Genomic DNA, 25,476 nt, shown 5'->3' with positions numbered 1-25,476 from the left:
GTGGCACTCAAAGTATACAATACATTAACAAGAGAGCTGGAAGATTTTGTCCCCATCCAGGGAAAAAAAGTAAACATGTATGTTTGCGGTCCCACAGTATATGACCACTGCCACCTTGGGCATGCAAGGAGCTACGTTTCTTTTGATGTGATAAGGCGATATCTTATTTACAGAGGATATGATGTCAACTACACTTCCAACATAACTGATGTAGATGACAAGGTAATCAACAGAGCAAAAGAGACGGAAGAAGACCCTTTTGTCCTTTCACGCAAGTTCACAGAGTCATTCATAGAAGATATGGAAACTCTCGCAGTGCTGCCCCCGGATACTCAGCCAAAGGTCACGGAGCACATTCCTGAGATTATCGAGACCGTGGGAACCCTTATAGAAAACGGCACTGCCTACGTAACTCCTAAAGGAAACGTGTATTATGACCTCACAACATCAGAGGACAAGATAGGAATACTGAGCCATCAGACCGCAGAAGGACTTCTTGAAGGCTCTGGAAACAGAGTAGAAGTAGAGGACGATAAAAGATACCAGCTTGATTTCGTCCTCTGGAAATCTGCTACAGAAGGCGAACCCGGATGGAACAGCCCATGGGGCTGGGGGCGCCCGGGCTGGCACATAGAATGTTCTGTAATGTCAATGAAGTATGGTTCAGGACAACTTGACATCCATGGCGGCGGCATGGACCTGATCTTCCCACACCATGAGGCTGAAATACACCAGTCTGAAAGTTGCAGTGGAAAGCATCCATTCAGCAAATACTGGATGCACAATGGTTTCCTGACTATAGATAAGGAGAAAATGTCAAAGTCTCTTGGTAATTTCTTCACAATTAAAGAGGTGCTCAGCAAATTCCCCTCAGGAACTATCAGGTTCTTCATAGTCTATACACACTACAGGAGTACTATCGATTTCAGCGAGGATAACCTGGAAGAGGCAGGCAGGGCAAGGCAAAGACTGTTGAATACGATCTTGAACGTGAAACATGCCCTGAAAGAAGCTCATGAAGATGGAAATGATTGTGGACTCACTGAATTAATAACCGGGGCCAGAGAGGCGTTTGTCAATTCAATGGATGATGATTTCAATACAAGGGAAGCTGTTGGAAATCTTTTTGTGTTCTCACGCAAGGTAAATTCCATAGTTTCCGGTGAAAAGCCCGGTAGTGTGGCACTTGAGGATGTACTGAGATTCTATTCAGAGATCAACGAAGTGCTTGGAATATTCACTGAGGATGAAGGCCCTGCCTCGGAAGATATGCCGGATGGCCTATCAGAGGAGGACATCATGGAAATGATAGAACTTCGAGAAAAAGCACGTGCAGAGAAGGACTGGGCAAAATCCGATGCCATTCGTGATGAGCTTAAAGATAAAGGAATTGTAATTGAAGATGGGAAAGATGGAGTCAGGTGGAAAAGAGCGGAGAAATGAAAGTCAGGAACCTCAGGCATTTCCCCTAACTTACTTTTTCAGAGAGGATGGAACATGACCCGAATTTACCAGGTAGATGCTTTCACCGATAAACTATTCCACGGCAACCCGGCAGGAGTGTGCATCCTTGAAGAGCCGGCAGATGATAAATGGATGCAGAACGTGGCAAAGGAGATGAACCTTTCAGAGACTGCATTCCTTTACCCTGAAAATGATGGCTACAATCTTCGCTGGTTCGCACCGGACGCTGAAGTTAACCTGTGCGGACATGCAACGCTGGCAAGCGCCCACGTGTTGTGGGAGAAAGGATATACCGGGAAAGACGAGATTTTAAAGTTCTTTACAAAAAGTGGATTGCTCACGGCAGAACTAAAGGAAAAGTGGATAGAGCTGGACTTTCCTACATTGCATGAAGAAATATCTGAAGCACCCACAGGACTTATTGAGGCTCTTGGAATTGAACCAAAATATGTTGGCAGGAATGCTTTTGACTACATCGTGGAAGTAGTGTCAGAAGAGGATGTCAGATCGATTGTACCTGATTTACCCAAACTTTCAAAGGTAACGACCCGGGGCGTCATTGTAACAGCCCTTGCAAACTCAGAAGATTATGATTTCATATCCAGACTCTTTGCTCCTGCAATCGGCATACCCGAAGACCCGGTAACCGGATCTGCCCACTGTTGTCTTGGGCCTTACTGGATGAAGAAACTGGGCAAAAGTAGCTTCAACGCATACCAGGCATCTGCAAGAGGAGGATTTTTGAAAGTGCAGGTCAAAGGAGAAAGAGTCATCCTTTCCGGAAAAGCAGTGACTGTTCTTGAAGGTGAGATTCTTGCGCAACAATGAAAATGAAATACCAAATCGTTTCGATCCAATTCATGTAATTGGAAAGAACATAATTGATACAACTCTAAGCCCTATATCTAATATTTTATGTCCAGTCTGCAAGAAACCGGGAATCCCTGTCAAAAATGTCACAGTCAGGCATATTGTCAAAAAAGAGCAGATGGAAAGAGTCGGGAAAGGGGACTACCACCTGTGCATGGACCCTGAATGTGATGTTGCTTACTATGATGAGAATAGCACCATCTTTGATAAGGAGAACATCAGAGTGCCTTTGTGGTTCAAAAAAGATGCAAATCCAAAATATGCCTGCTACTGCAGCCGCATAACAGAAAATGAGGTAATAAAAGCAGTTTTGGAACAGGGATTGCATGATATGGGAACCATAAGGGAATTCTATGATAAAGGTGCAAAATGCCAGTGCAAAGTGAGAAATCCAACCGGGAACTGCTGCTCAAAGGTATTCAATGCGGCTATTTGCAAAGGTATTGAATTAAAAAAGTAAAAACACTTACTGATACTAATCAGCATCCGATTTTGAAACGCTTTTGAGCCGGTTAACACCATCTATCTCATCAATTACATCAGCAACCGCTTCAGGAACAAGCGATCTCCAGTCCTCATCATTCAACATACGCCTTCGTATTTCACTGCCTGAGTAACCTTCCCTCTTGTACATGGGTGGTTGTCTGACATTGATACCGGCTTCTTTGAAAAGACGTACAACAAGCGGATTGTTGGAGTAGACTACATCAAAAGGTGGTGTCATAGAAATGATGTGGGAAACCCATACGGCATTTCTTTGCAGATCTTCCAGAGGTATGGCGTAATGTTTCACATTAGCATCTTCAAGAGAATGCCTGATCATCATTACGCGTTCACCTGCAGTAAATGGATTCTTAGGCTCGTGGCTTTTCTGCGCACTGCCTATACCAATTACGACCTCATCAACATCCCGGGCAATATCATTTATAATGGAATAATGTCCGAGATGAAATGGTTGAAAGCGTCCAATATAGAACGCCCTTCTCATGTACATATGTGATAACCATCAGTGAATGCCACATTCATCGAATGTGAACTTCTCACACACTTCTAGATAGTGTCCTGAGTTGTTATCGTGTTTCATCTTAGCAAGTTTCTGGATCAGGTCCATTCCTGGCTTTGGATCTTCCATGAGCTCGACCTTGTCTTTGACAAGTTCAAACATCTGCTTGCCTACGTCTGTGCGTATGAGCACACAGTTCCAGCCATCTGGAGTACCGACTGAACCGAGTGAGATATCAGCGGACACTGAAGTATAGTCACAGCAGTGATGACATGGATTTCTTGCGTAGTGAGCAACTTCAGGGATCTTCACGCTGTGGGCTTCGCCGTCCTTTGTGTAGTTCCAGAATTTACCCTTACCGAAGTCCATCTTTACGACATCGTCAAGGTTAAGTCCCATTACTTCAGGAACGATCTTCTCGGTCATAACATCATGATGGAAACTTTCCATGCATAGAAGACCAAGGATCACAACGATCTTGTCACTTGCATTCTCAACAATGAGACGTGCACCATGTGCTTGGCAAGGTACGCCAATAACGCCTATTTTGTCATATTTCTCAAAAGGTTCCTTGAGAGCTGAAAGAACTGAATCATAAGTGTACTTGGTACCTGTTGTTCTGTCAACATCTTCCGGTTTGGTCATAACTATAAGCTCAGTACCCCATTTATCATCCTTAGTGATACCAACAATGCAATCTACCGTACCGGTTTCCAGCAAAGCTTTTGCCAATATAGATGTGACACCACCATCCTGACCTTGGATAGTGCTCTTTGCTCCGAAGAACTCTTTTACATTTGCAAATTCGTCTTCTGCATATCCATCGATCACAGGACACAATCTTCCGCATGTGAGACATCCCTCACATACATTGGGTGCTGCTCCTTGAACATAGAATTCTAAATTATCAGGGTCACGGACTTCTGCACGCTTGTTCATAACAATAGCGCCAGCAGGGCATGTTGATACACATGCCCCACAAGCAGTACAGACGTCGTGCTCAATGACCTCTAATATTTTTGGATGGGCCATTAATTGCCTCCGACGTTCTTTTCTTATTTACCAATGATTTCTTTGCCGATGAGCTTGATGGCTTTCTCTTTGTCAGGTCCGATTGGGGAACCTGCAACAATCTGTGTTACACCGATGTCAAGCAATTCGTTGATCCTTGCCTTACAATCATCTGGTGTTCCACTGATAGAGAATGCGTCCATCATGTCACTTGTGACCATGCCGCCCATGAGTGCACCGAAGTCACCCTTGGCGATAGCTCCACCGATGTCAGCCTTTGCTGCTACATCAATGCCGTGGCGTTCGAGTACCATGTCAGGTGAACCTGCAACAATAAATGCAACTACTATCTGTGCTGCACTTTTTGCCTTTCCAGCGTCCTTGTCAATTGAGAAACATGCATATGCTGCAACGTCAACTTCCTTAGGGTCACGGCCTGCCTTCTTTGCACCTGCAGCAATCTGCTGTACAGCTACTTCGAAGTCCTTAGGGTGTGATGCGTTGATAAGTACACCATCTGAGATCTCTCCTGCGAGCTCAAGCATCTTTGGACCCTGTGCACCCATGTAGATAGGTACGTTTCCAGCCTTGAATGCCATCTTAGCACCGCCAAACTTTACCATGTCGCCGTCCATGGTTACTTTCTCTCCAGCAATGAAGCCGCGGATTGCCTGGATGCTTTCCTTTGTTGTGCTGAGTGGCTTGTCCCATGAGATGCCCATTGCATCGAAGGTTGCCTTGTCTCCAGGACCAAGACCGAGAATTGCACGGCCGCCTGAGATCTCGTTAAGTGAAGCAATGCTTGATGCGGTGATAGCTGCATTCCTTGTGTACGGATTTGTTACACCTGTTCCGAGCTTGATACTGTTTGTGTTCATTGCGAGCACAGTTAATGTTGAGTATACATCACGGTTGTTGTAGTGGTCTGTAATCCATACATTGTCAAAACCCTGCTGTTCAGCAAGCTTTGCATAGTGAGCAATTTTCAGTACTGGGTCACTTGGTACAAATTCTATTCCAAAAGTCATTTGAATCCTCCTCTAAAGAGTGTTGTTACTCAGGTATCTATACATATTTAAAACTTTGTTGGTTTGATTATAGCAAAACATGTGAAAATGACGAGCAAAGAACAAGCCGAAAGTGGTCAGTGAAGTACGAATGATCAAACCAGAGCTGGCATCATCATATAATCGAACAGCAGAACATTAACACCCCATATAAAATAAACATGTACTTACCGTTACAGATATATCCGGTAAATGTCAGAAGAAATATTGTTCATATTTGTAGGAGGTGACAATGTCGAGGGAGTTATTGAGTCATTGCCTCAAACGAGCGTTTGCCTATCTGCAAGAATGTGAATAAAATATGGGAATAGCTTGCGAACAAACTAAATTTTGAATAGAGTGATCATCATGAAATGCTATGAATGTTCAAAAAATGGTAAAGATAGCGATACACTGGCTATCTGCATAATCTGTGGGAGAGGTGTCTGCAAGGAACACCTGGTCAGGGAAGAAACACCTGTATGGGAAGGTGAATACAGCATCAAACTTAAGTGTGGAATGGGAATAGCTTGCGATTACAAGGATGTCCAGCACTGGAAAAAAGTGCTCTGCATGCCTTGCCATAAAGCACTGGTGGAGAACTATTAGGTGATATCATGATGAAATGCTATGACTGCATGGAAGAAGGAAAAGACGCAGAAGCAACATGTGTCTGTATCGCTTGCGGAAAAGGACTTTGTACTGATCACACTAAGGAACTCGAACTTCCTGTATCAGTAGGACAGCCACCCCATGTTGAAAGGCTCCCAAACGGATTGCCAAGGATTCTGTGCCACTACTGTTTTGGCCAGACCATTGAAGACGGATTTGACTGATTATAATTTACTTATTAATAACAGGGAGGATACATTATGTGCGGAGATAATAAAGGAAAAGCATGTGGCGGACACAGAGAGATCATTGACGATATGTCCGAAAAATTAGGATTCACACCACAGATACTGGAAACACTTGGAGAGCTTGAACCGGAGTTCCTGCATAAATACAACATGTGCAACAACAAGATACTCAGTGACGGAGCACTGCCTGCTAAAACAAAGATACTGATGGCTCTTGCAGTCGTTGCATCAAAGCAGTGTGAACGTTGTGTTGCATCACAAATAAAGAGTGCTCTGAAGAACGGGGCAACAAAAGAAGAGATCATGGAGACAATGGATGTCATCTTCATCACATCCGGCGCTCCTGCGGTTGCTGCATGCAGAGATGCACTGAAACTGCTCAAATAAGAGTATTATATAAAGGAGCCAACTGGCTCCTTTGAACAAATTCAATTGGTTTATATTATACTATTGTGAGGATAGGAGATGAGGGGGAGACTTGCAAGGAGCAGCCTGTTTTTCATGGCAGCCATCGTTTTAGTATCTTTGTTCAGCGGCTTTGCAGTTGCAACGGAGGCTACACAATTCGGAGAATATTCTGCTGATGATTTCACTTATGAAAGCAGATGCAGGCAGTGCCATGCAATCATTTATGCAGATTGGGAAGGTACCATGCACTTCAATGCATACCTTGATCCATTCTATCTGGAAGAGGTAAAAGTTGCAAGTGACGACACTGACGGACTGATAGATGAATTCTGCTCACGTTGCCACACGCCCATAGGAGTCGTGTCCGGCGAAATTCCCCCTATAGACGGCTCTGAAATGAGTGACATCTCAAAGCTTGGAGTACAATGTGACTTTTGCCATGTCGTATCAGGAAGTGACGGAACTGGCAATGCACCATTCACAGTAACCCCGGGAGATACTAAATGGGGACCTTTTGACGACTCAAAGTCTGCCTATCATGAATCCGAATATCTCGAACTTTATACCCAATCCGAATACTGTGGCATGTGCCATCAGGTAATACACCCGGTCAACGGCCTTGTTATAGATGACACATATTCAAGCTGGAAGGAAAGCCAGTATGGAGAAGACAATATTGTCTGCCAGGATTGTCATATGACAGAAGGCATCACAGAATTTGAGGCAAACCCCGGACGTGCAGGATCGGGTGCTCCTAAAAGGGACCATATATCCTCACATGATATTGTTGGTGGAAATGCATTCATCCCTGTAATGTTCGGTGCTGAAAATATTGCAGATATGGCTGTTGAAAGGCTTCAGAAAGCTACAACAATGGAAGTAACAACCCCTGAGATAGCATCCGCTGGAGATAAAGTTACAATCAAAGCCACTATCACCAATTCAGGAGCGGGGCACAATATCCCGACAGGCGTTTCTGAAATCAGGCAGGTCTGGCTTGAAGTAAACGTAACTGATGCCACAGGCAATGTGATATATAGTGCTGGAACTCTCGATATTTACGGGAACATAGATGGAGCAAAGTTAATTTATAATAATATACTCGGCGATAGTGAAGGCAACGCAACTGATAGTTTCTGGCTTGCCGACAGGGTGCTTGAGGATAACAGGATCGGTCCGAAAGAGACCGTAACTGAAGAACACACGTTCACCCTTCCGGGTAATGTCGTTTATCCGCTTACGGTGCAAACGAACCTGAATTACAGGTCAGCACCACAGTATACCATTGACCACCTTTTTGGCGAGGAAATGTATGAGGTCCCTGTAATAAACATGAATCAGGTCTCCAGTACCATATACGACCCAGCCACACCGCCTGAAGAGAGAACGGAATCAACACCAGGATTCAGCATCTTTGCTGCTTCCATGGCCTTTGTCCTGATTATGCATATCTTTTACAGAAAATAAACGGAGGAAATTAAAAATGGTACCAAAAGTAGACAAGAATAAATGTGAAGGAATTGGCGCATGCGCAGAATCATGTCCAACAGATGTTATAGATATTGAAGCAGACGAGAACGGAGATCTTAAATCCGTAATCGCACGCCCAGATGACTGTGTGGAATGCGGAAACTGTGTTGACGCCTGCCCTACAGAAGCAATAACATTAGATTGAAAACAATACGGAGTGCCATAATGTCCGATGACACCAGCATCAAACTTCTTGGAATATCAGGTAGTCCCAGAAAAGGATCCACAGACTACATTGTCAATGAAGCTCTCAGGTATGCGCAAGAGAAATACAACGTAGAGGTAGAATATTTCTCTTCAAGAGCAAAGAACATGAAGTTCTGTATCCATTGTGATTACTGTGTCCGCAAGAAAGAAGGATGCATACATAAGGATGACCTTGTTGAGCTCTATGACAAAATGCTCTGGGCAGATGCATGGATTATCGGCACTCCTGTTTATCAGGGTACATTAAGTGCCCAGACAAAGACAATTATGGACAGGTGCCGCGCAGTGGTTGCCCGTGACCCGAAAGCCTTCATGAACAAGGTAGGAGCTGCAACCGCAGTTGGCGGGGACAGAGTCGGAGGACAGGAACCTGCCATGCAGACTATCCATAACTTCTACATCATCAGCGAGATGATACCCGTTGCAGGTGGTTCTTTTGGCTCTAACCTTGGAGGAGCATTCTGGTCACAGGATAAAGGTGCCGAGGGTGCTGCTGCGGATTCAGAGGGTATAAGGACCCTTCACAGGACCGTGAACAAGATGATCAAGACAGCCATAGCGATGAAGAAGATAGAGTAGGTGGTCATGTTTGGAATTTGAGGAAGCTGTAACCGAGATTATAAAAAGGACGTACAACGCAAAGAGTTTCAGATTCAAAAGACCGGATGGCTTTGATTTCAAAGCCGGACAATACATTACAGTGACACTCAAGTCCAATGAAAAGAAGATGAGTAAGGCGTTCACCCTTTCAAGTAGCCCTACGGAAAAAGACCATATTGAATTTACAAAGAAACTTACAGGACATGAGTATTCCAATATGCTGGATTCCATGGAAGTCGGAGATACTGCACTTATGAAAGGCCCCTTCGGAAAGATGACCTTTGAAGGGGAATACGAAAAAATAGCACTCCTGAGCGGTGGAATAGGGATTACTCCGATGATTAGTATCTGTAAGTATTCCACGGATATGAAGCTGAGTACGAACATCATGTTGATCTGCAGCGATAAAACAGAGCAGGACATGTTATTTACGGAAGAGCTTGAAGAGATGAAAAAGCAAAACCCGAACCTTACCGTATTCAATACGCTCACAAGAGCTTCAGAAAGCTGGACAGGATGCAGAGAACGCATATGTGAAAGTATGATCATAAGACAACTACCCGATTACGCAGAGAGAGTTTTCTATGTATGCGGACCGCCACCGATGGTAGATTCTATGATGGAAATGCTCCACAATATGAACGTACCTGACAGCATGATACACAAGGAATCATTGATAGGATATTGAAGCAATTTACAGGAATAAGAGGAGAGGAGGCAGTAATATCATGAAGAGGATAGCATGGGGAATTACCGGATCAGGAGATCTGATCAAAGAAACGTATGACGTAATGGTCGATATCAAGAATAAGAGCGATATCGAGATAATGGTATTCTTATCAAAAGAAGGTGAGACCGTCATGAAATGGTATCGTATGTGGAATGATATCCAGAAGGATTTTCCTAATTTCAAGACCGATGCAGGACCGAATTCACCCTTCATAGCCGGTCCTTTGCAGGTGGGATATTACGATGCCCTTATCATTGCCCCTACAACATCAAACACAGTGGCCAAGATAGTATACGGTATTGCCGACACCCTTGTCACGAACGTCGTTGCGCAGACAGCCAAGGGCAAAACCCCAATCTACATCCTTCCTGTTGACCAAAAAAGAGGGACTGTGAAAACAGTATCTCCTGAAGGAAGAGTAATGGAGCTGAAAATGCGTGAGGTTGACGTAACGAACACTGAAAAACTTGCGCAGATGGAGAATATAACGGTGCTGGAAAGACCAGATGATCTCTATGAAATACTGGGTTTGAATAACGACAAATAATTCAGAATAGTCTGTATAACTGATTTGGGGAGATCATATGACAGATATTGAGCTTGTACGCTCTTATTTTACTAAACCGAGTGGTGACGAAGACAGGATAGTCCTGATGCTGAACGACCTCCTTGAAAAGATAGACAACAAGGAAAACGGTACCGTAATCGGGAAGAAAAAACCTCTGGACTATGAGAAGCTAATGAGGGAAACAAAGTTTCCTTACAGGATGAGCAATGAAACAGATGTTGGGAATTTTATTACTGGACTCTATGAAGGTATAAATTTATGGAGCCATCCTCTTATGCAGCCAAACGTAGTGCCGCCTACCACGACACTTTCAATAATTGCAGCAACATTGGGTGCAAGATACAATGAGAACTCCATCAGTGACGACTACGGGATGAGTGCAGCACGTTCTGAGATAATGGCAATAGCCATGCTTGCTGACCTTATTGGTTATGATACGACAAAAGCTGGCGGAATCTTTACTTTTGGGGGAACCGGCTGCAATCTCTATGGCGCACGCATTGGCATTGAAAAAGCAGACCCAAATGCAAAGAACACTGGAATAAGGGACAGGATTCACTTCTTTTGCTCCGAGGTATCCCACTACAGCATAAAATCTGCTGCCATATGGACAGGAGTAGGGCTGGACAACGTAAAAACGATACCTTCGTATGACAACGTAATGGATGTACGCCTTCTTGAAGAGGAGATGGAAAAGACAATCAATGATGGTGCCCGTATCGGAACAATATTTGCCACAATGGGAACCACAGATGCTTTTGGCATAGACCCGCTGAAGAAGATAGTGGAAGTCCGCAACAGAATCCAGAAAAAACTTGATTACCAGATACACATACATGCCGATGCAGTCATAGGATGGCCTTATCTTACATTCAGGGGAGACACCTGTATCAATCACCTGCCACACCTGTTGCAGGAGGAGATCAAAGAGATAGTTTCCAAAATAAGTGAACTGCAGTATGCAGATTCTGTTGGCATAGATTTCCATAAGACAGGATGGGCACCGTACCTATGCAGTGCTTTTGTAATAAAAGATAGAAAGGACCTTTCACTTCTCCAGAAACAAAAAAAGGACATGCCATACCTGTTTCATGGAGAAGGTTACCAGCCCGGAACCTTTACACTGGAAAGCAGCAGACCAAATTATGCACAAAAGGCACTTGCAAACATGATGCTTCTGGGTAAGCAGGGATACGAAACCCTGATAATACATCTGATTACCGCTGCCAACCACCTGAGAGAGATGATGGATGATTGTCAGGACATCGAACTGCTGAACAGGCACAATCCTGCCTTTGTCACTGATTTTCGTATTTATCCACATACAAAATACGATTCCGTAGGGGAATCTTTGTACCTGAAAGAAATGTGTGATGAAAACGAAGAGAAGTTCACAGATAAGGTCAATTCATACAATCAGAGAATAGCACAGTACATGATAGAAAAAGCGCAACATGAAGGTACTGCTATGATCTCTTATACTGATAACTACAAGACAACGAGGCTGAGCAGGACGATAGTTGCACTGAAATCCTATCCTATGAGTCCTTTTGTCGAAAAGGAACACATGGATGAAATGCTCAGACAGATATACAGGGCAAAGGAATGGGTTGACACAAACTGCGCATTTGATACATAATCTTTTAATTACCACCATGTTTCAGAAAAATGTGTAACCTTCCACCATATAGTTTCCTTTTAAGCTTTTTGATATCCCATCCAGTCTGGAAAGCGACCTGAAAGTTGAATACGTTGCAAGGATACTGTCAAGGGCATCACCTTCAGTATCCTCAACGATTCGCTCCTGCAATGACTCTGGGATTACAAGACCTTTATTCATGAAATATTCAAGAATTTGAAGTCTGGCACTACGTTTGTCACCAGTCTTACCCTTATAGGGGATATACATGTTCTCTTTTTTCAGCCTGCAGGCAGGACATATCTCGATAAGCCACGGTTTTCCATTCTTTGCTTCCTGCATTGGAAGGACACATGCAAGACCATCCCTTACAAGAGGGGATATTATGTCCCTTATACCAAAATATGTCTGGCGATACAGCCTGAGATTATATACTGAAAAGGGAACTTTTGCCCTTACCTCAGATGCACGTTTCAGTTCCTTTCCGCCAGCCAAGCTACGACATGATCCGCGGAACTGCTCAGCAGAAGGGTACTTTGAAGAGAACGATCCAATAAAGTCCTCCCAGTCATCCTCTATGAGAGCTTCCGGCAGGGAAAAAGAGAGATCGATCCCAATTACGGCATCTTCGTTGTTTACGATGAGATATCTCAGTGCAGCAAAGCATTCATCCCTCCCTACACGGTAGTTACCTGAGAGAGCGAGCATGTCTGCAAGCCTGTAACACTCATCTATATGATAAGTATTACCAACAGGTCTACCACTGCTGACCCATATCTTCTTACAGGCATCCTTTGCAGCACTGAAGTCGATACCATAAACGATGCGACGCTCTTCAGGTATCGACATACATATCGGAAATATTAGAATGTCAGTTGTCCCGGGTTCCCTTGATGAAGTCACTTGTCATCACATGGGCTTCATCATCAGTGAACTGTTTTGGAGGGTGCTTCATGAAATAGGAGGAAGGAGAATATAGGATTCCGCCAATTCCCCTGTCAAGAGCAAGTTTACAGCACCTGATAGCGTCAATGACAACACCTGCAGAGTTAGGGGAGTCTTCTACCGAGAGACGAAGCTCGATATTCATTGGAACATCACCAAAGAGCTTACCTTCCATCCTCAGGAAGCATACCTTATTATCATTCTGCCATGGCACGTAGTCACTTGGACCCACATGAATATTATCATCGTCTATCCTCTGGCCAACTACAGACTGGACAGCCTCTGTTTTAGATTCCTTCTTGGAAGCAAGTCTGCTTCTGTTAAGCATGTTAAGGAAGTCAGTGTTACCACCGGTATTAAGTTGATAAGTCCTCTCCAGCTTCACACCACGTTTGTGGAAAAGGTCTGCAAGGGTCCTGTGGGTGATAGTAGCACCAAGCTGGGCCTTTATGTCATCACCTATGATCGGGATACCTTTCTCCTCGAATTTTGCAGCCCATTCTGGATTGCTTACGATGAAAACAGGCATGTTATTGATGTATGCAACTCCTGCCTCAAGGGCACATTCAGCATAGAATTTGGTGGCTTCCTCTGAACCTACAGGAAGATAGTTAAGCAATATTTCTGCACCTGAATCTTTTAATTGCTGTACCACAGATTCTTTGTCAGCTTCTTTTTCAGTAGAGGGAATAAATCTCCTGTTGTCGCTGTAATTTACCATATGCTCGGAAACACCGTCAAGAATACGTCCCATTTGTACAATTACATCGGTTTTTGGAAGCTCAGGGCAGAATACTGCTGTACAGTTTGGTAGCGCAAAAATAGCCTCTGCTACATCCTTACCAACTTTCCTTTCGTCAATATCAAATGCAGCAACTACCTCAATATCAAAAGGTCTGTAGCCACCAATTTCCCAGTGCATAAGGCCTATAGCATTGTTTTCTTCTTTGTTTTTATAATACTCAATGCCTTGGATAAGAGAGCTTGCACAATTGCCAATACCTGCAATTGCAATCTTGATTTTGTCCATTCAACTACCTCTATAAAAGTGATTTTTGAAAGTAAATGACATATAAAATATAACCTGACTAATGTATTGTTACAAATAAAAAGTTTTCTAAATAGAAGGTGGTTGACAACTTTTTTTTAAAATGAATAAAGGCACATAATAATGAAGCTCGAAAGATATATTAAGTCAAACCAAGATAATATTTGATACAGTGGGTTTTGCCTTCGTTCGCAGACCGGACGTCGGTACTTTAAGTTTAATCATTTTGTTGCTCTAAGGAGATTTTGAAATGAAAGATATACTATATGAGATCGCAGAAGAGCTTGATCAATTAAAATCGATGGACCAGGCAATCGGCCTGGCAATAGAACTTGAAGAAGAGGGAATGGAGTATTACGCTGAAAAAGCATCCCTAATAAAAAATGAAACTGCCAGCAAACTATATGTTTTCCTTGCAGGCGAGGAAAAAAAGCATGCAGAATACCTGAAGCAATTCAGGGAAAGCAAGCATATTCCTGAAGTTGAGTTCACTTTTCCAAAATTCAAGGCATCTTTCACAGAAGAATTCTCTGATGAAAAACTTGAAGAGATAGGCATACTTCTTGCCGCCCTGAGATTCGAACACAAAAGCGAATATTTCTATATGGAGCTTGCAAACAGAGCAGATGACGATGAGCAGAGTTTGTTCTTTGAAAAGATAGCTGCCGCTGAAAGGGGACACTACCAGATAATTGATGAATTACTTGGAGCTGCAACTGAGTTCAGGATGCAGACATAATAAAGGAGAGTTTTTTAATGGATGATTACAAACCGCTTGAGCTGGCAAAAGGAATATACTGGGTAGGCGTGGTTGACTGGAACCTGCGCGACTTCCACGGATACGAAACTCCAAAGGGCGGAAGTTATAACGCGTACCTTGTAGTCGATGAGAAAATTGCGCTCATTGACACAGTAAAAGCACCATTTGCAGGAGAGATGCTTAAGCGTATAAGCCAGATAGTCGATCCCGCAAAAATAGACTATGTTATTTCCAACCATGTCGAAATGGACCATTCTAGTTCCATATCGACTATTATGGACATCGCGCCCAATGCAAAGTTGTTTGCATCATCCAAAGGACAAACAGGACTTTCCGAATACTACAAAGAAGAAGGCTTTGACAACTGGGACCTTCAGGTTGTCGGGACCGGAGATGAACTTAGCCTTGGAAAAAGGACTCTAATGTTCATAGAAGCCACCATGCTGCACTGGCCGGACAGCATGCAGACCTATGTGAAAGAAGACAGGATACTTTTCTCAAATGACGCTTTCGGACAACATGTAGCAACTTCAAAACGTTTTGACGATGAGGTTGATGATGTAATGGAAGATGCAGGCATATACTATGCCAATATCCTTCTGCCATTCGGATCACAGGTACTCAAATATGTTGATAAACTGAAAGAGCTGGATGTAAATCCTGAAATTATAGCTCCGGCACATGGGATCATCTGGAGAAAGGACGTATCAAGAGTAATTGAAGAATACGGAAAGTGGGCAAAAGGGAGTTCATCACCCAAACTGCTTGTCATCTATGATACTATGTGGGGAAGTACCGAGAAAATGGCAATGGAACTCGTTGAAGGGGCAAGGGCATCAGGAGTTGAAGTTCGACTGAGGCACCTGCGAAAGAACGATTGGAGCCTGACCATGAAAGAACTCATGGATGCATCAGTCGTTGCAATTGGCTCACCCACAATGAACAACAACATGTTCTTTACAATATCCGGTTTCCTCACTTACATGAAAGGACTGCACCCCAAAGGCAAGAAGTACTTCCTGTTCGGCTCTTACGGATGGGGCGGCGGAGCAGTCAAGGGAATGGAAAAAGAACTGGAAAGCGGAAAATTCGAACTTGCCATGGAAAGCATGCAGGTAAAATTCAGACCTTACGAAGAAGATAAGGAAGCTTGCCGTGAGATTGGTTACAAGCTTGGCGAAATGGCAAAAGAGAATGCAAAATCTTAAATGAGTGAAAATGAATGTTTATATGAAAATAACGAGAGTGTTACCATGAGATTCGAAAATGATCTAGAAGCTGAATTCTATGAAAGGTCAAAGAAAAATGCAGAAACAACCGGATACAAACTCAATACTGACTGGGATGTTATCACAACTGCTGTAAAAGGCATTTGCAACAATAAGAAAGAGTTTGGAGAATGGTACTGCTTCTGTCAGAAAAGAACAGGAGATAAGGAGCAGGACAAGAAGATCATCTGCCCATGTGCTGCAAGAACCAGAGATGTTGAAATGCGCGGCTCATGCAAGTGCGGACTTTACATAAAGTAAAATAAATTTCCTTAATTTTAACCTGTGAAACTGGAGTTGTAATACTCCAGAACATTATTTTTTCCATATACAATATCCTATCCATATGATTGAAAAGGAAGAGGAAAGCCTGGAAAATTCGGAAAATGGAAAAGGCATAGAGGATAGCCCAAGAGACAGGACAAGGTTGTCTGACATTTGTGCTGATGTTAAGATCAGCCAGATAATGTCAAAAGAAACTACTGTTGTAAGGGACACTGAGCCTATAGAAAATATCATAGAACTTATGACAAGGACACCGTACCACAGTTTCCCTGTTCTTAATTCCGATGATGAACTGGTTGGTGTTATTGACCAGGAGAATATACTTGAATTACTCTTTTTCGAAAGAAGTCATCGAACACACCATACTCATTTGATGGCTATAAAAGCATTGAGTGAAGAAGCAGCCACCCTTATGGTTCACCATCCCGTCACCATATCCCACGATGCCAGCCTCTGTGAAGCCGCCGATCTCATGATAAAACACCATATCAATCGCATGTGTGTCGTTGATGGTAAAAAACTGGTTGGCGTCATTTCAAAATCAGACCTGATCAAAAAGATATACGAGTTGCGGAGATAATGACCAATGGAAACTCTTCTCCAGATAATGGTCATACTATTTCTGGCAAGAATATTCAGCGAAATCAGTGAAAGATTCGGACTACCGGGCATAATCGGAGAAATTGGAGCCGGATTTCTCTTTGCCTTTGTTTTTAAGCCTGATGATGTTGAAACTTTTGCTTTTTTTGCAGAACTTGGAGCTATATTCCTCCTGTTTACTGCAGGCTATAAAGAAGTACACATAAAAGATTTGAAAGCTGCATCAACAAGCGCACTTATCCCTACAATGTCACAGATATTCGTAGCATTTTGTTTTGGATTCATGGTGGGAAAGATGTTCGGTTTTGGTTTCACCGAGAGCCTTTTCATGGCAGTTGCTTTCAGCCCTACAAGCATAAGTGTTGTTGTAAAAACATTGATAGATACTGATTATCTGTCAAGCAAACCTGGTTCCATGATGCTTACATCAGCAATATTCGATGATATAATAGGCATATTCCTGCTGTCCATTGTTGTGTCCATTGCAACACTCAACGAATTCCCGTCAGGTATTCACATACTTGGAATTCTAGGACAGATACTGGCATTCATGCTCATTATGGGTTTTATGGGATGGAAACTTTTCCCACGCCTCTTTGAGCACATACAAAAAATGCACACTAAAGAATCACTGTTCTCCTTTGTACTGCTCATTGCACTGTTCTCTGCATACCTGTCAGAAAGATTCGGGCTCCATGCTGTTATTGGTGCTTTTTTCGGCGGTGTGCTTCTTTCAGACCTGCCTCTTGCAAAGATAGAGGCCGTACAGAAAAAGGTCAGCGGTATTGCCTATGGATTTTTCACTCCACTTTTCTTTGCTTTCATCGGACTTTCCGTAGAGACTGAAGTACTATACACCGCAGGCACCTTTGCTATCCTTGTTATCGTACTTGCACTTTCGGGAAAGCTTATCGGAGGATTCATTGGCACAAAACTTGTGGGTTTTAGTTCCATGGATAGTCTGATATTCGGAATAGGAATGATGCCACGCGCAGGAGTGGAACTTGTGGTCATTGCCATCGGCAAGGAACTTGGCATAATAAGCAATGAAGTATTTTCTGCCATTGTACTAATGGTTGTCATATCCATAATAATCAGTCCCATATTACTGGAAATGTCTATCAGGTACAAGGAAAGAGGATTAACAGTATCCGAGTAGAAATGCCCAGGACAACAATTACTTAAATTAGTGAATGAGATAATTTATTGAACCAGATAATTAATTGATATTATCATCCAAAACCGGAGGGGTTACTATCAGTCAGAATACAGGGTTTGGCAAGTTTGGCAATAATAACAGAAAAGAAGATAGCCTGAAAGAAGACAGCAATCAGGATACTGTGAAGTGCGATGGGGAATTAATTGATGTGCAGAAAAAGATGGAGCTTCGCATCAGAGCACTTGAGGGACTTGTGAACAACACCAGAGTAATAGCATTTCTGCGCAGCCCGAAGGAAGATGCTCCGGTAGAATTCATTTCAGAGGGAATAGAATCTTTCGGGTACAAGGTAGAAGATCTCACTTCAGGCAAAATCACATTCAAAGACCTTATCCATCCGGATGATTTTGACCGTGTATATCTTGAACTCACAGAGAACGCACTGGAAGGTGCAAGTGATTTCAGGCAGACATACAGAATCAGAACTAAAAAAGGCTATGTCAGAGTCGTAGAGGAAAGAACTGCCATCATGAGAGATGAAAATGGAAAGGTCATCTATTATCAGGGAGTTCTGGAAGATATAACCGATAAGAAGTAGCCTGAAAATGGCAGGTGTAACCATAACCCGCGTCTTTGCAATCAGTGAAACCTTCTATGATATTCTTTTCAATAAAGGCAAGCCGGTTTCTGCCTGCCCCGGAGGAGCTATGCTCAATAGTTCTATCTCACTTGGACGGGCAAATGTTCCGGTTTCATTCATCAGTGAGTTTGCTCACGACAACGTTGGAAATATAATATACGAATTTCTCAGGGAGAACAACGTATCAACAGAGCATCTCTACCTGTATGAAGGAAGTTCACCACTTTCACTTGCTTTTCTAAACGACAGGAACGATGCAACGTATGATTTCTACGAAGACTTTCCGCAAGAGCGTTTCATGACTAGTATTCCCTCCTTTGGTCCGGGGGATATTGTAATGTTCGGATCCATACTGGCTGTAACAAAAGAAGTCAGAACCAGACTTGAGGAACTCATCAATTCTGCAAAGAATGCCAGTTCAACTATTCTTTACGACCCTAATTTCAGGCCATCGCAGCTTCCACTTCTTGAGGAGATAAAGCCCATGATATCTGAAAACATAGCATATTCAGACATTGTAAGAGCCTCGGATGAAGACATGAGGATGATACATGGGTGCATGAATTCAGATGAAGCATATGATTTTATCAAGATGAATGGCTGCAAATTCCTTATCTACACTTCCAGTTCCAACGGTGTGTACCTGAAGACACCTTCTTTTTCAAAATACTACAAAGTCCCTGTTATAGAAACAGTTAGCACCGTTGGCGCAGGTGACAGTTTCAATGCAGGCATTGTTTACATGTTGCATTCAAGGAAAATAAGAGATATAGGCTGTGTTTCGGAACAAATGTGGGATGAAATAATAGCAAAAGCCACTGACTTTGCGTCCCGGGTCTGCATGAGCACTGAGAACTACATATCCAATGATTTTGCCATCTCTTTAAAAAAGATATAATACCAATACTGATAATTCAATTATATTGACAAAGTGGACAGGGAGTAAATACAGTGGGAAATGTACCCGTGGGAATCGAAGAAATATTCACAGACCTTGAGAGCTCCGAAACAGGACTTTCCAATCAGGAAGCCCTTGAAAGGTTACAGAAATACGGAAAGAATGAACTTGAGGAGAAGGAAAAAACTACGGCATTGAAGGTCTTTGCCGGACAATTCGTGAACCTGATAGTCTGGGTGCTCATGGCTGCGGCTGTAATTTCCCTGATAATCAATGAGACCATTGATTTCTGGGTAATAATGTTCACAATTGCTGTTGTTATAGTACTTGGTTTTATACAGGAGTACAGGGCCGAAAAAGCAATGGAAGCCCTCAAAAGTATAGTACAGCCCGAAACAACGGTCATCCGGGACCGGAAACTCCGGAAGATACTCACAACAGAGATAGTTCCCGGAGACATACTTGTTCTGGAAACCGGGGACAAGGTTCCTGCAGATGCGGTCCTCTTTGATACTGTTGCCCTGAGATTGGATGAATCTGCCCTGACCGGGGAAAGTGTACCGGTCGGAAAAATAGGGAACGAGAGTATCTTTGCCGGCACCCAGCTGGTACATGGAAAATGCAAGGCACTGGTCACAGCTACGGGAATGCAGACACAGATAGGAAAGATCGCCAGCCTCATACAGACAAAAAGCGAGGATACGCCCCTGCAGGTGAAGATTACAAAATTATCCCTGACACTTGCAATACTTGCAATACTTGCCTCTGCAATCACTTTTGCAATTGGTATTGCCATTGGAGCTCCATTTGCTGATATGCTTTTAATATCCCTTGCACTTGCTGTGGCAGCAGTACCTGAAGGATTGCCGCTTACACTTACAATAACCCTTGCCTATGGTATGAAAAAAATGGCGGGTCACAATGCCATTATCAGAAAGATGCTTGCTGTTGAGACTCTCGGCTCCACAACGGTCATATGTACGGATAAAACAGGTACCTTAACCAAGAACGAGATGACCGTGGAAAAGATATTCGTCAGCGGGAACGCACTTGAACTGACAGGGGCAGGATACGTGCCAAAAGGAGAGTTCCAGAAAAGGGGTGACCGGGTTGATGTGACGGAAGAAGAGACTTCCTTAAAACTGCTTAAAGCTATTGCACTGTGTAATAACTCTGCCATCGAAAAAAGACAGGACAAATGGGAGGTTGTCGGGGACCCTACAGAAATAGCACTCACCGTTGCCGCTGCAAAAGCAGACCTTTGGAAGGACGAACTAGAAAAAGAATATGCTATGGTTGAGGAGATAGTTTTCACCTCAGAAAGGAAAATAATGACAACTATCCACAGCACCGGCAGTGGAACAATCTCATTCACAAAAGGAGCACCGGAGTTTGTTCTCCCAAAATGCAGGAGCATTGAGAAGAACGGGGAATTATACACCATTACACAACAGGATACGGAAGCAATACTGGAGAAGAACCTTGAATTTGCAAGTTCAGCCTATCGTGTGCTTGCGGTTGCATGTAAAGAGACTCCGGAGCATGGCCTTGATGGTGACTTTGAAAAGGAAATGACCTTCCTCGGACTTGTTGCCATGATAGACCCGCCACGTGAAGAAGTAAAAACTGCAGTAGAAATGTGCAGGAATGCTGGTATTCAAGTCATCATGATAACCGGAGATAACCAGGAGACTGCAAAGGCTATTGGCAGAAGTATCGGACTCTTTGAAGGCAAACAGGGATGCGGAATCTATGACGATGAGAAACTTCAGCGCATAGCAGCCGACTGTGCAGTTACGGGTGACGAGCTTGAAGAACTCAACGACGAAGAGTTTTCAATTATTGTTGAGAATATCAATGTTTATGCCAGGACAATGCCAGAGCAGAAACTCAGGATAGTTGATGCCCTGCAGAAAAAAGGACATATCGTTGCCATGACAGGCGATGGTGTCAATGATGCACCTGCACTTAAAAAAGCAGATATCGGTATCGCCATGGGAATAAAGGGTACTGATGTTGCAAAAGAATCCAGTGTAATGATACTTCAGGATGACAACTTTGCCACCATTGTTGAAGCTGTCAAGGGTGGGCGAACTATTTATAACAACATCGAGAAGTTCATAACATATCTTATATCAAGGAACTTCACCCTGATAATTCTCATCATGGCAGGAATCAGCCTTCTTGGCTTTGATCTCATACCGCTGCTGGCACTGCAAATACTTTTCATCAATATGTTCAATGAGATAATGCCTGCAATCTCACTGGGACTGGACCCCGCAGCAGACGGAATTATGAAAAGGCCACCCCGTGACCCTAATGATAGTTTCCTGAAAAAGAGGAACTTATTCTTGGTAATTACTCTGGCATTCATTATGGGAATAGCATCTTTCCTTGTCTTTGCCCTGAGTGACCCGGCAAGCAATACAGTCATGGCAAGAACACTCACCTTTGCAACCGTAGTCAGCATGATACTTTTCATACCGCTGGCTTTCAGGTCACTTGAACGTTCTGTATTAAGTATAGGTATTTTCACTAACAAGCTCATGATAGCAGGTGTTCTGGCGACCTTCTTTGCAACTATGTCAGTCATGTATATTCCTCACCTGAACGAAGCATTCGGATTGCTGCCACTGTCCGCAGGAGAGTGGATTATGCCTATCGGAGTTGCTTTCATTACGTTCCTCTGTGCAGAGGGACTAAAATACATCACAAGGAGTGTCAAAACCATATGATGGCTGGGAACCGCAATATGATGTTCATACTTCTTGGAATGCTCGCAGTCATTGTCCTCATTGCCATAGCGATTAATGGTACACAGGACACTCAAAAAGAGGTCACAATACCTGAGGAGATACTGGACTGTGATTACTGTACTTTCAATTACAGAACACCTTTCACACTTGCATACACGTACCTGCAGCCAGACGGGAACAGGGTAGTGCGAGGCAATATGGATCTGCTGAGTGCAGATTACACGGATGTGGAGCTATCAGGCAAACCTGAATGGGTTATTTCAGCAGCTTCAAACAACGGAAGCATCTGGGCCGTGGTGCTCGATGACGGTGCAGTAGAAGCCTTTGAGCTTTCCAATGGTGACATCGGCAAAGTGAACATAAGTCCTGCTAAAATTCATGCAGACAGCCCTCCAATACTTATGATCAAGAACGATGAAGCATTTTTACTTGCACCAGGGCTGTGGAATGAATCACTTCTAAGCCACCCGGTTGTCCTTTCAAGCTCAGGAAGGACTGTTTTTATAGAAACATCAGGTGACCTGGTATTCAGAGTGAATGACAGGGAATCAGCACGTCTTGAAGTCAATGCCCTTCCCGATGCACGCCTGCTGTTGGATGAGGATGAGAGAATACTGCTACTGACAGGTCCAACTGAAGATTATAAACATGGAGTGCTGGGTGACATTATAGAGGCTTCGGGCATTACACTTGTCGAAACTGCAGGAACACCTGCAATTACTAGAATTATCACTGTTCCCGAAGGGGATGTTATTGAAGGAATTGCACCTATCTGGACTGACCTTGATGGTGACGGGATACGTGAGATAATTGTTACCCTGAGCAATGCAGAAGATGGCTCAAGACATGTGGTTTTTGATGACAAAGGAAATATTATGGCATCAGGGCCGACTACAGGCAATGGATATAGATGGAGACATCAGATAGCCGTTGCACCTTTTGGACCAAATGAAGAAATTGAGATAGCAGGTGTACTCACACCACATATTGAAGGTATCGTGGAATTCTACCAGCTGAATGAGGATGAACTGACAGTAATGTCAGGTCTTTCAGGTTATAGCTCCCATATGTCCGGATCAAGAGACCTGGACATGGCAGTTGCAGGAAACTTTGACAATGATACTCGTTTCGAATTGCTTGTTCCAACTCAGGATTTCAGGGAATTGACTATACTGGAACATAATGAGACAGGCATTCATATGCAAGGGCATCTACTTCTTGATGGAGCTCTTAATACCAATATTGCAGCTGTAACACTGGCAAATAACAGTGTTGCCATGGGTGTGGGAACAGATGCCGGAATACTGAGAATATGGTACTAAAAAGCAGGAGTTAGTTATGATATCCTGAACTTCCCCAAGGAATGGTTCGTTGGGCACATACAGGATACGGACAAGAAGTATGCACCACTATTTATTGAAAAGGAGTTCAATTAACCTTTTTTTGGTTATTCTATATTAGTTCTATTGCAAAATCTATTAATCTGTTGAACCTTAATTATCAAACAGATGACAATACAGGTAAACGAAAGGAGCCAGGAACCTTACATACTTCCGGACGCAACAACTCTGAAAGTCCATGAAGCTATGAAAGAAGATGTCAATAACCTAGTATCTCTTTTTAAAGTACTTTCTGACCCAGTAAGAATACGTATTCTAAAAGCCCTCCATATCAGTGAACTGTGTGTATGCGTGCTGGTGGAGACTACTGACTATAAACATTCTGCACTTTCATACCACCTGAAACTGCTCAAGGATGCAGACCTTGTTGACTCGAGAAGGGACAAGAATTTCCAAATATATTATCTGACGGAACCAGGGAAAAAAATGTTGAGGGCAATTGAGTCCTCATTCAAAAAAGAGATCTGATTTTATGATTTCTCTGCCGGAAGGGCTGTATTGAGTTTGACGTAATTGACACCTTTAAGCGCCATTGTCCTCTCAGCAACCTCTTTTACCTCTTCGCCTTCACCATCAAGAATGATGACTTCCAGACAGTTATCATGGTCAAGATGAATGTGGACGGAAGACTTAATAATATGAGAGTAATCATGCTGTATTTCAGTAAGAGCGCTTGAAAGGCCACGCTTTGTATGGTCATATATCAAAGTGATAGTACCTACACGCCTGCCTTTTACATCACTCATCCATTCATAATGGGTAATATAGTTCCTGATGGAATCCCTGATTCCTTCAGAACGGGAAGAGTAACCTCTCTGTTCGATGATCGTGTCAAATTTAGTCAGAAGATTTTCGGGAAGAGATACCCCAATACGCATAAGTTCCTGTTCCATTTGGTTCACCTATAATAATCAATCAGTATCATAATAACATTTAGTATGCAATAATAGTACACTAATGATACATAAATTAAGACATAAATAATTATAGAACATCTATATATAAAGTAATCAATAATGCTATTGACAAGAGGATGATGCAGATGAAGAAAGAACAGTTATACTCAGGAAAAGCAAAGACCATCTACAAAACCGAAGACCCAGAAAAACTGATCTCAGAGTTCAGGGACAGTCTTACGGCATTTGACGGCAAGAAGAAGAGCGAAGCTAAGAACAAGGGCTATTTCAATGCACAGATATCTAAAAAGATATTTGAGATGCTTGAAGAGCAAGGCATCCCCACACATTACCTGGGGATGGTTTCTGACAACGAAATGCTCGTCCGTGCTGTTGAGATAATACTGATCGAAGTAATTCCACGTAACATTGCAGCAGGTTCTATCACACGCAAGTATCCTATTAAAGAAGGGACTGTTTTCAAAACACCCGTGATTGTAATGGATTACAAGAGTGACGAACACGGCGACCCTATGATGAACGAAGATATCGCTGTAGCCATGGGAATTGCCACTTACGAAGAGATTGCGCAGATCCGTGCAATGGCCCTGAAGATCAACGAGATACTCGTGAAATACCTTGATGAAAAAGGATTCCTGCTCCCTGATTTCAAACTGGAGTTCGGAAGAGTTGACGGCAAGATCGTTGTGGCTGATGAGATATCATGTGACACATGCCGACTCTGGGACAAGAGCACAGGCGAATCAATGGACAAGGATATTTTCCGCTTTGATAAGGGAGATCTTTCCAAAGCATACGAAGAAGTTGCAAGGCGCATCGTGCCTGAGATCTTTGAATAAGCACACGCATTTACTCGTAATGAGG

29 protein-coding genes are annotated in these 25,476 nt (G+C 43.1%); 23 read left to right on the top strand and 6 right to left on the bottom strand.

What is annotated here, in order from left to right:
* From cysS to RE476_RS11470, 3 genes are read left to right on the top strand one after another with little or no spacing between them, the layout of a single operon-like run.
* Positions 1-1,443: a cysteine--tRNA ligase gene (cysS, locus tag RE476_RS11480; RefSeq protein WP_309307771.1), complete on the top strand. Its 1,443-nt coding sequence runs from the start codon at positions 1-3 to the stop codon at positions 1,441-1,443.
* Between the two features lie 54 nt (positions 1,444-1,497).
* Positions 1,498-2,292 (top strand): PhzF family phenazine biosynthesis protein, encoded by a 795-nt coding sequence (locus RE476_RS11475; protein WP_309307770.1) that lies wholly within the window; start codon positions 1,498-1,500, stop codon positions 2,290-2,292.
* On the top strand, positions 2,279-2,794 hold the full coding sequence (locus RE476_RS11470; protein WP_309307769.1) for a (2Fe-2S)-binding protein: 516 nt from the start codon (positions 2,279-2,281) through the stop codon (positions 2,792-2,794). The genes RE476_RS11475 and RE476_RS11470 overlap by 14 nt, the downstream gene beginning before the upstream one ends.
* 15 nt (positions 2,795-2,809) lie before the next feature.
* Here RE476_RS11470 and RE476_RS11465 read toward each other — a convergent pair whose 3' ends face one another.
* From RE476_RS11465 to mer, 3 genes are read right to left on the bottom strand one after another with little or no spacing between them, the layout of a single operon-like run.
* A complete protein-coding gene (locus RE476_RS11465; RefSeq protein WP_309307768.1) occupies positions 2,810-3,328 on the bottom strand; it encodes a nicotinamide-nucleotide adenylyltransferase in 519 nt (172 codons plus the stop codon).
* 12 nt (positions 3,329-3,340) lie between these two features.
* Complete coding sequence (gene fpoF, locus RE476_RS11460; RefSeq protein WP_309307767.1) at positions 3,341-4,369, bottom strand: F420H2 dehydrogenase subunit FpoF; 1,029 nt, start codon at positions 4,367-4,369, stop codon at positions 3,341-3,343.
* Positions 4,370-4,392: 23 nt separating this feature from the next.
* Positions 4,393-5,376: a 5,10-methylenetetrahydromethanopterin reductase gene (gene mer / locus RE476_RS11455; protein ID WP_309307766.1), complete on the bottom strand. Its 984-nt coding sequence runs from the start codon at positions 5,374-5,376 to the stop codon at positions 4,393-4,395.
* Positions 5,377-5,763: 387 nt separating this feature from the next.
* Here mer and RE476_RS11450 point away from each other — a divergent pair, with 387 nt between their 5' ends.
* From RE476_RS11450 to RE476_RS11410, 9 genes are all read left to right on the top strand, one after another.
* Positions 5,764-6,003 carry a DUF2180 family protein gene (locus RE476_RS11450; RefSeq protein ID WP_094226681.1) on the top strand — a complete coding sequence of 80 codons (240 nt, stop codon included), beginning with the start codon at positions 5,764-5,766 and terminating at the stop codon, positions 6,001-6,003.
* Positions 6,004-6,011: 8 nt separating this feature from the next.
* Complete coding sequence (locus RE476_RS11445) at positions 6,012-6,230, top strand: DUF2180 family protein (RefSeq protein ID WP_309307765.1); 219 nt, start codon at positions 6,012-6,014, stop codon at positions 6,228-6,230.
* Positions 6,231-6,266: 36 nt separating this feature from the next.
* Positions 6,267-6,641: a carboxymuconolactone decarboxylase family protein gene (locus tag RE476_RS11440; RefSeq protein ID WP_309307764.1), complete on the top strand. Its 375-nt coding sequence runs from the start codon at positions 6,267-6,269 to the stop codon at positions 6,639-6,641.
* A gap of 78 nt (positions 6,642-6,719) precedes the next feature.
* Positions 6,720-8,129: a multiheme c-type cytochrome gene (locus RE476_RS11435; RefSeq protein ID WP_309307763.1), complete on the top strand. Its 1,410-nt coding sequence runs from the start codon at positions 6,720-6,722 to the stop codon at positions 8,127-8,129.
* Between the two features lie 16 nt (positions 8,130-8,145).
* Positions 8,146-8,337, top strand: coding sequence for a 4Fe-4S dicluster domain-containing protein (locus RE476_RS11430; RefSeq protein WP_309307762.1), 192 nt, complete (start codon positions 8,146-8,148; stop codon positions 8,335-8,337).
* 20 nt (positions 8,338-8,357) lie between these two features.
* Positions 8,358-8,978, top strand: a complete 621-nt coding sequence (locus tag RE476_RS11425) for a flavodoxin family protein (RefSeq protein ID WP_309307761.1) — start codon at positions 8,358-8,360, stop codon at positions 8,976-8,978.
* 10 nt (positions 8,979-8,988) lie between these two features.
* The gene (locus tag RE476_RS11420; RefSeq protein WP_309307760.1) at positions 8,989-9,687 is read left to right on the top strand and encodes a ferredoxin--NADP reductase; all 699 of its coding nucleotides are present in this window, start codon (positions 8,989-8,991) and stop codon (positions 9,685-9,687) included.
* A gap of 40 nt (positions 9,688-9,727) precedes the next feature.
* A complete protein-coding gene (afpA, locus tag RE476_RS11415) occupies positions 9,728-10,276 on the top strand; it encodes an archaeoflavoprotein AfpA (protein ID WP_309307759.1) in 549 nt (182 codons plus the stop codon).
* Between the two features lie 37 nt (positions 10,277-10,313).
* Positions 10,314-11,936, top strand: a complete 1,623-nt coding sequence (locus RE476_RS11410; RefSeq protein WP_309307758.1) for a pyridoxal phosphate-dependent decarboxylase family protein — start codon at positions 10,314-10,316, stop codon at positions 11,934-11,936.
* 21 nt (positions 11,937-11,957) lie between these two features.
* On the opposite strand, the gene RE476_RS11405 is transcribed toward RE476_RS11410, so the two are convergent.
* Together RE476_RS11405 and RE476_RS11400 are read right to left on the bottom strand one after the other, a co-directional pair.
* On the bottom strand, positions 11,958-12,839 hold the full coding sequence (locus RE476_RS11405) for a hypothetical protein (protein ID WP_309307757.1): 882 nt from the start codon (positions 12,837-12,839) through the stop codon (positions 11,958-11,960).
* Positions 12,808-13,911: an inositol-3-phosphate synthase gene (locus tag RE476_RS11400; protein ID WP_309307756.1), complete on the bottom strand. Its 1,104-nt coding sequence runs from the start codon at positions 13,909-13,911 to the stop codon at positions 12,808-12,810. The genes RE476_RS11405 and RE476_RS11400 overlap by 32 nt, the downstream gene beginning before the upstream one ends.
* 268 nt (positions 13,912-14,179) lie before the next feature.
* Here RE476_RS11400 and RE476_RS11395 point away from each other — a divergent pair, with 268 nt between their 5' ends.
* From RE476_RS11395 to RE476_RS11350, 10 genes are all read left to right on the top strand, one after another.
* Positions 14,180-14,668 carry a ferritin family protein gene (locus RE476_RS11395; RefSeq protein ID WP_309307755.1) on the top strand — a complete coding sequence of 163 codons (489 nt, stop codon included), beginning with the start codon at positions 14,180-14,182 and terminating at the stop codon, positions 14,666-14,668.
* Between the two features lie 17 nt (positions 14,669-14,685).
* Positions 14,686-15,897 carry an FprA family A-type flavoprotein gene (locus tag RE476_RS11390; protein WP_309307754.1) on the top strand — a complete coding sequence of 404 codons (1,212 nt, stop codon included), beginning with the start codon at positions 14,686-14,688 and terminating at the stop codon, positions 15,895-15,897.
* Between the two features lie 45 nt (positions 15,898-15,942).
* Positions 15,943-16,218, top strand: a complete 276-nt coding sequence (locus tag RE476_RS11385; RefSeq protein ID WP_309307753.1) for a ferredoxin-thioredoxin reductase catalytic domain-containing protein — start codon at positions 15,943-15,945, stop codon at positions 16,216-16,218.
* Positions 16,219-16,303: 85 nt separating this feature from the next.
* Positions 16,304-16,822, top strand: a complete 519-nt coding sequence (locus RE476_RS11380; protein ID WP_309307752.1) for a CBS domain-containing protein — start codon at positions 16,304-16,306, stop codon at positions 16,820-16,822.
* Between the two features lie 6 nt (positions 16,823-16,828).
* Positions 16,829-18,001: a cation:proton antiporter gene (locus tag RE476_RS11375; protein ID WP_309307751.1), complete on the top strand. Its 1,173-nt coding sequence runs from the start codon at positions 16,829-16,831 to the stop codon at positions 17,999-18,001.
* 64 nt (positions 18,002-18,065) lie between these two features.
* Positions 18,066-18,599 carry a PAS domain-containing protein gene (locus tag RE476_RS11370; protein WP_309307750.1) on the top strand — a complete coding sequence of 178 codons (534 nt, stop codon included), beginning with the start codon at positions 18,066-18,068 and terminating at the stop codon, positions 18,597-18,599.
* 7 nt (positions 18,600-18,606) lie between these two features.
* Entirely contained in the window at positions 18,607-19,539 is a 933-nt protein-coding gene (locus tag RE476_RS11365; RefSeq protein ID WP_309307749.1) for a PfkB family carbohydrate kinase, read from the top strand.
* Between the two features lie 53 nt (positions 19,540-19,592).
* Positions 19,593-22,274, top strand: a complete 2,682-nt coding sequence (locus RE476_RS11360) for a cation-translocating P-type ATPase (protein WP_309307748.1) — start codon at positions 19,593-19,595, stop codon at positions 22,272-22,274.
* Positions 22,271-23,617, top strand: a complete 1,347-nt coding sequence (locus RE476_RS11355; protein WP_309307747.1) for a hypothetical protein — start codon at positions 22,271-22,273, stop codon at positions 23,615-23,617. The genes RE476_RS11360 and RE476_RS11355 overlap by 4 nt, the downstream gene beginning before the upstream one ends.
* A 186-nt stretch (positions 23,618-23,803) precedes the next feature.
* The gene (locus tag RE476_RS11350) at positions 23,804-24,163 is read left to right on the top strand and encodes an ArsR/SmtB family transcription factor (RefSeq protein ID WP_309307746.1); all 360 of its coding nucleotides are present in this window, start codon (positions 23,804-23,806) and stop codon (positions 24,161-24,163) included.
* A gap of 2 nt (positions 24,164-24,165) precedes the next feature.
* Here RE476_RS11350 and nikR read toward each other — a convergent pair whose 3' ends face one another.
* Entirely contained in the window at positions 24,166-24,588 is a 423-nt protein-coding gene (gene nikR, locus RE476_RS11345) for a nickel-responsive transcriptional regulator NikR (RefSeq protein WP_309307745.1), read from the bottom strand.
* 149 nt (positions 24,589-24,737) lie between these two features.
* On the opposite strand from nikR, the gene purC reads away from it, so the two are divergent.
* Positions 24,738-25,451 (top strand): phosphoribosylaminoimidazolesuccinocarboxamide synthase, encoded by a 714-nt coding sequence (gene purC, locus RE476_RS11340; protein ID WP_309307744.1) that lies wholly within the window; start codon positions 24,738-24,740, stop codon positions 25,449-25,451.
* Positions 25,452-25,476 lie beyond the last annotated feature (25 nt).

The organism is Methanolobus mangrovi (genome assembly GCF_031312535.1).
Classification (GTDB): domain Archaea; phylum Halobacteriota; class Methanosarcinia; order Methanosarcinales; family Methanosarcinaceae; genus Methanolobus; species Methanolobus mangrovi.
The sequence above is the reverse complement of the archived record's forward strand: the minus strand, read 5'-3'. Positions and strand labels throughout refer to the sequence as shown.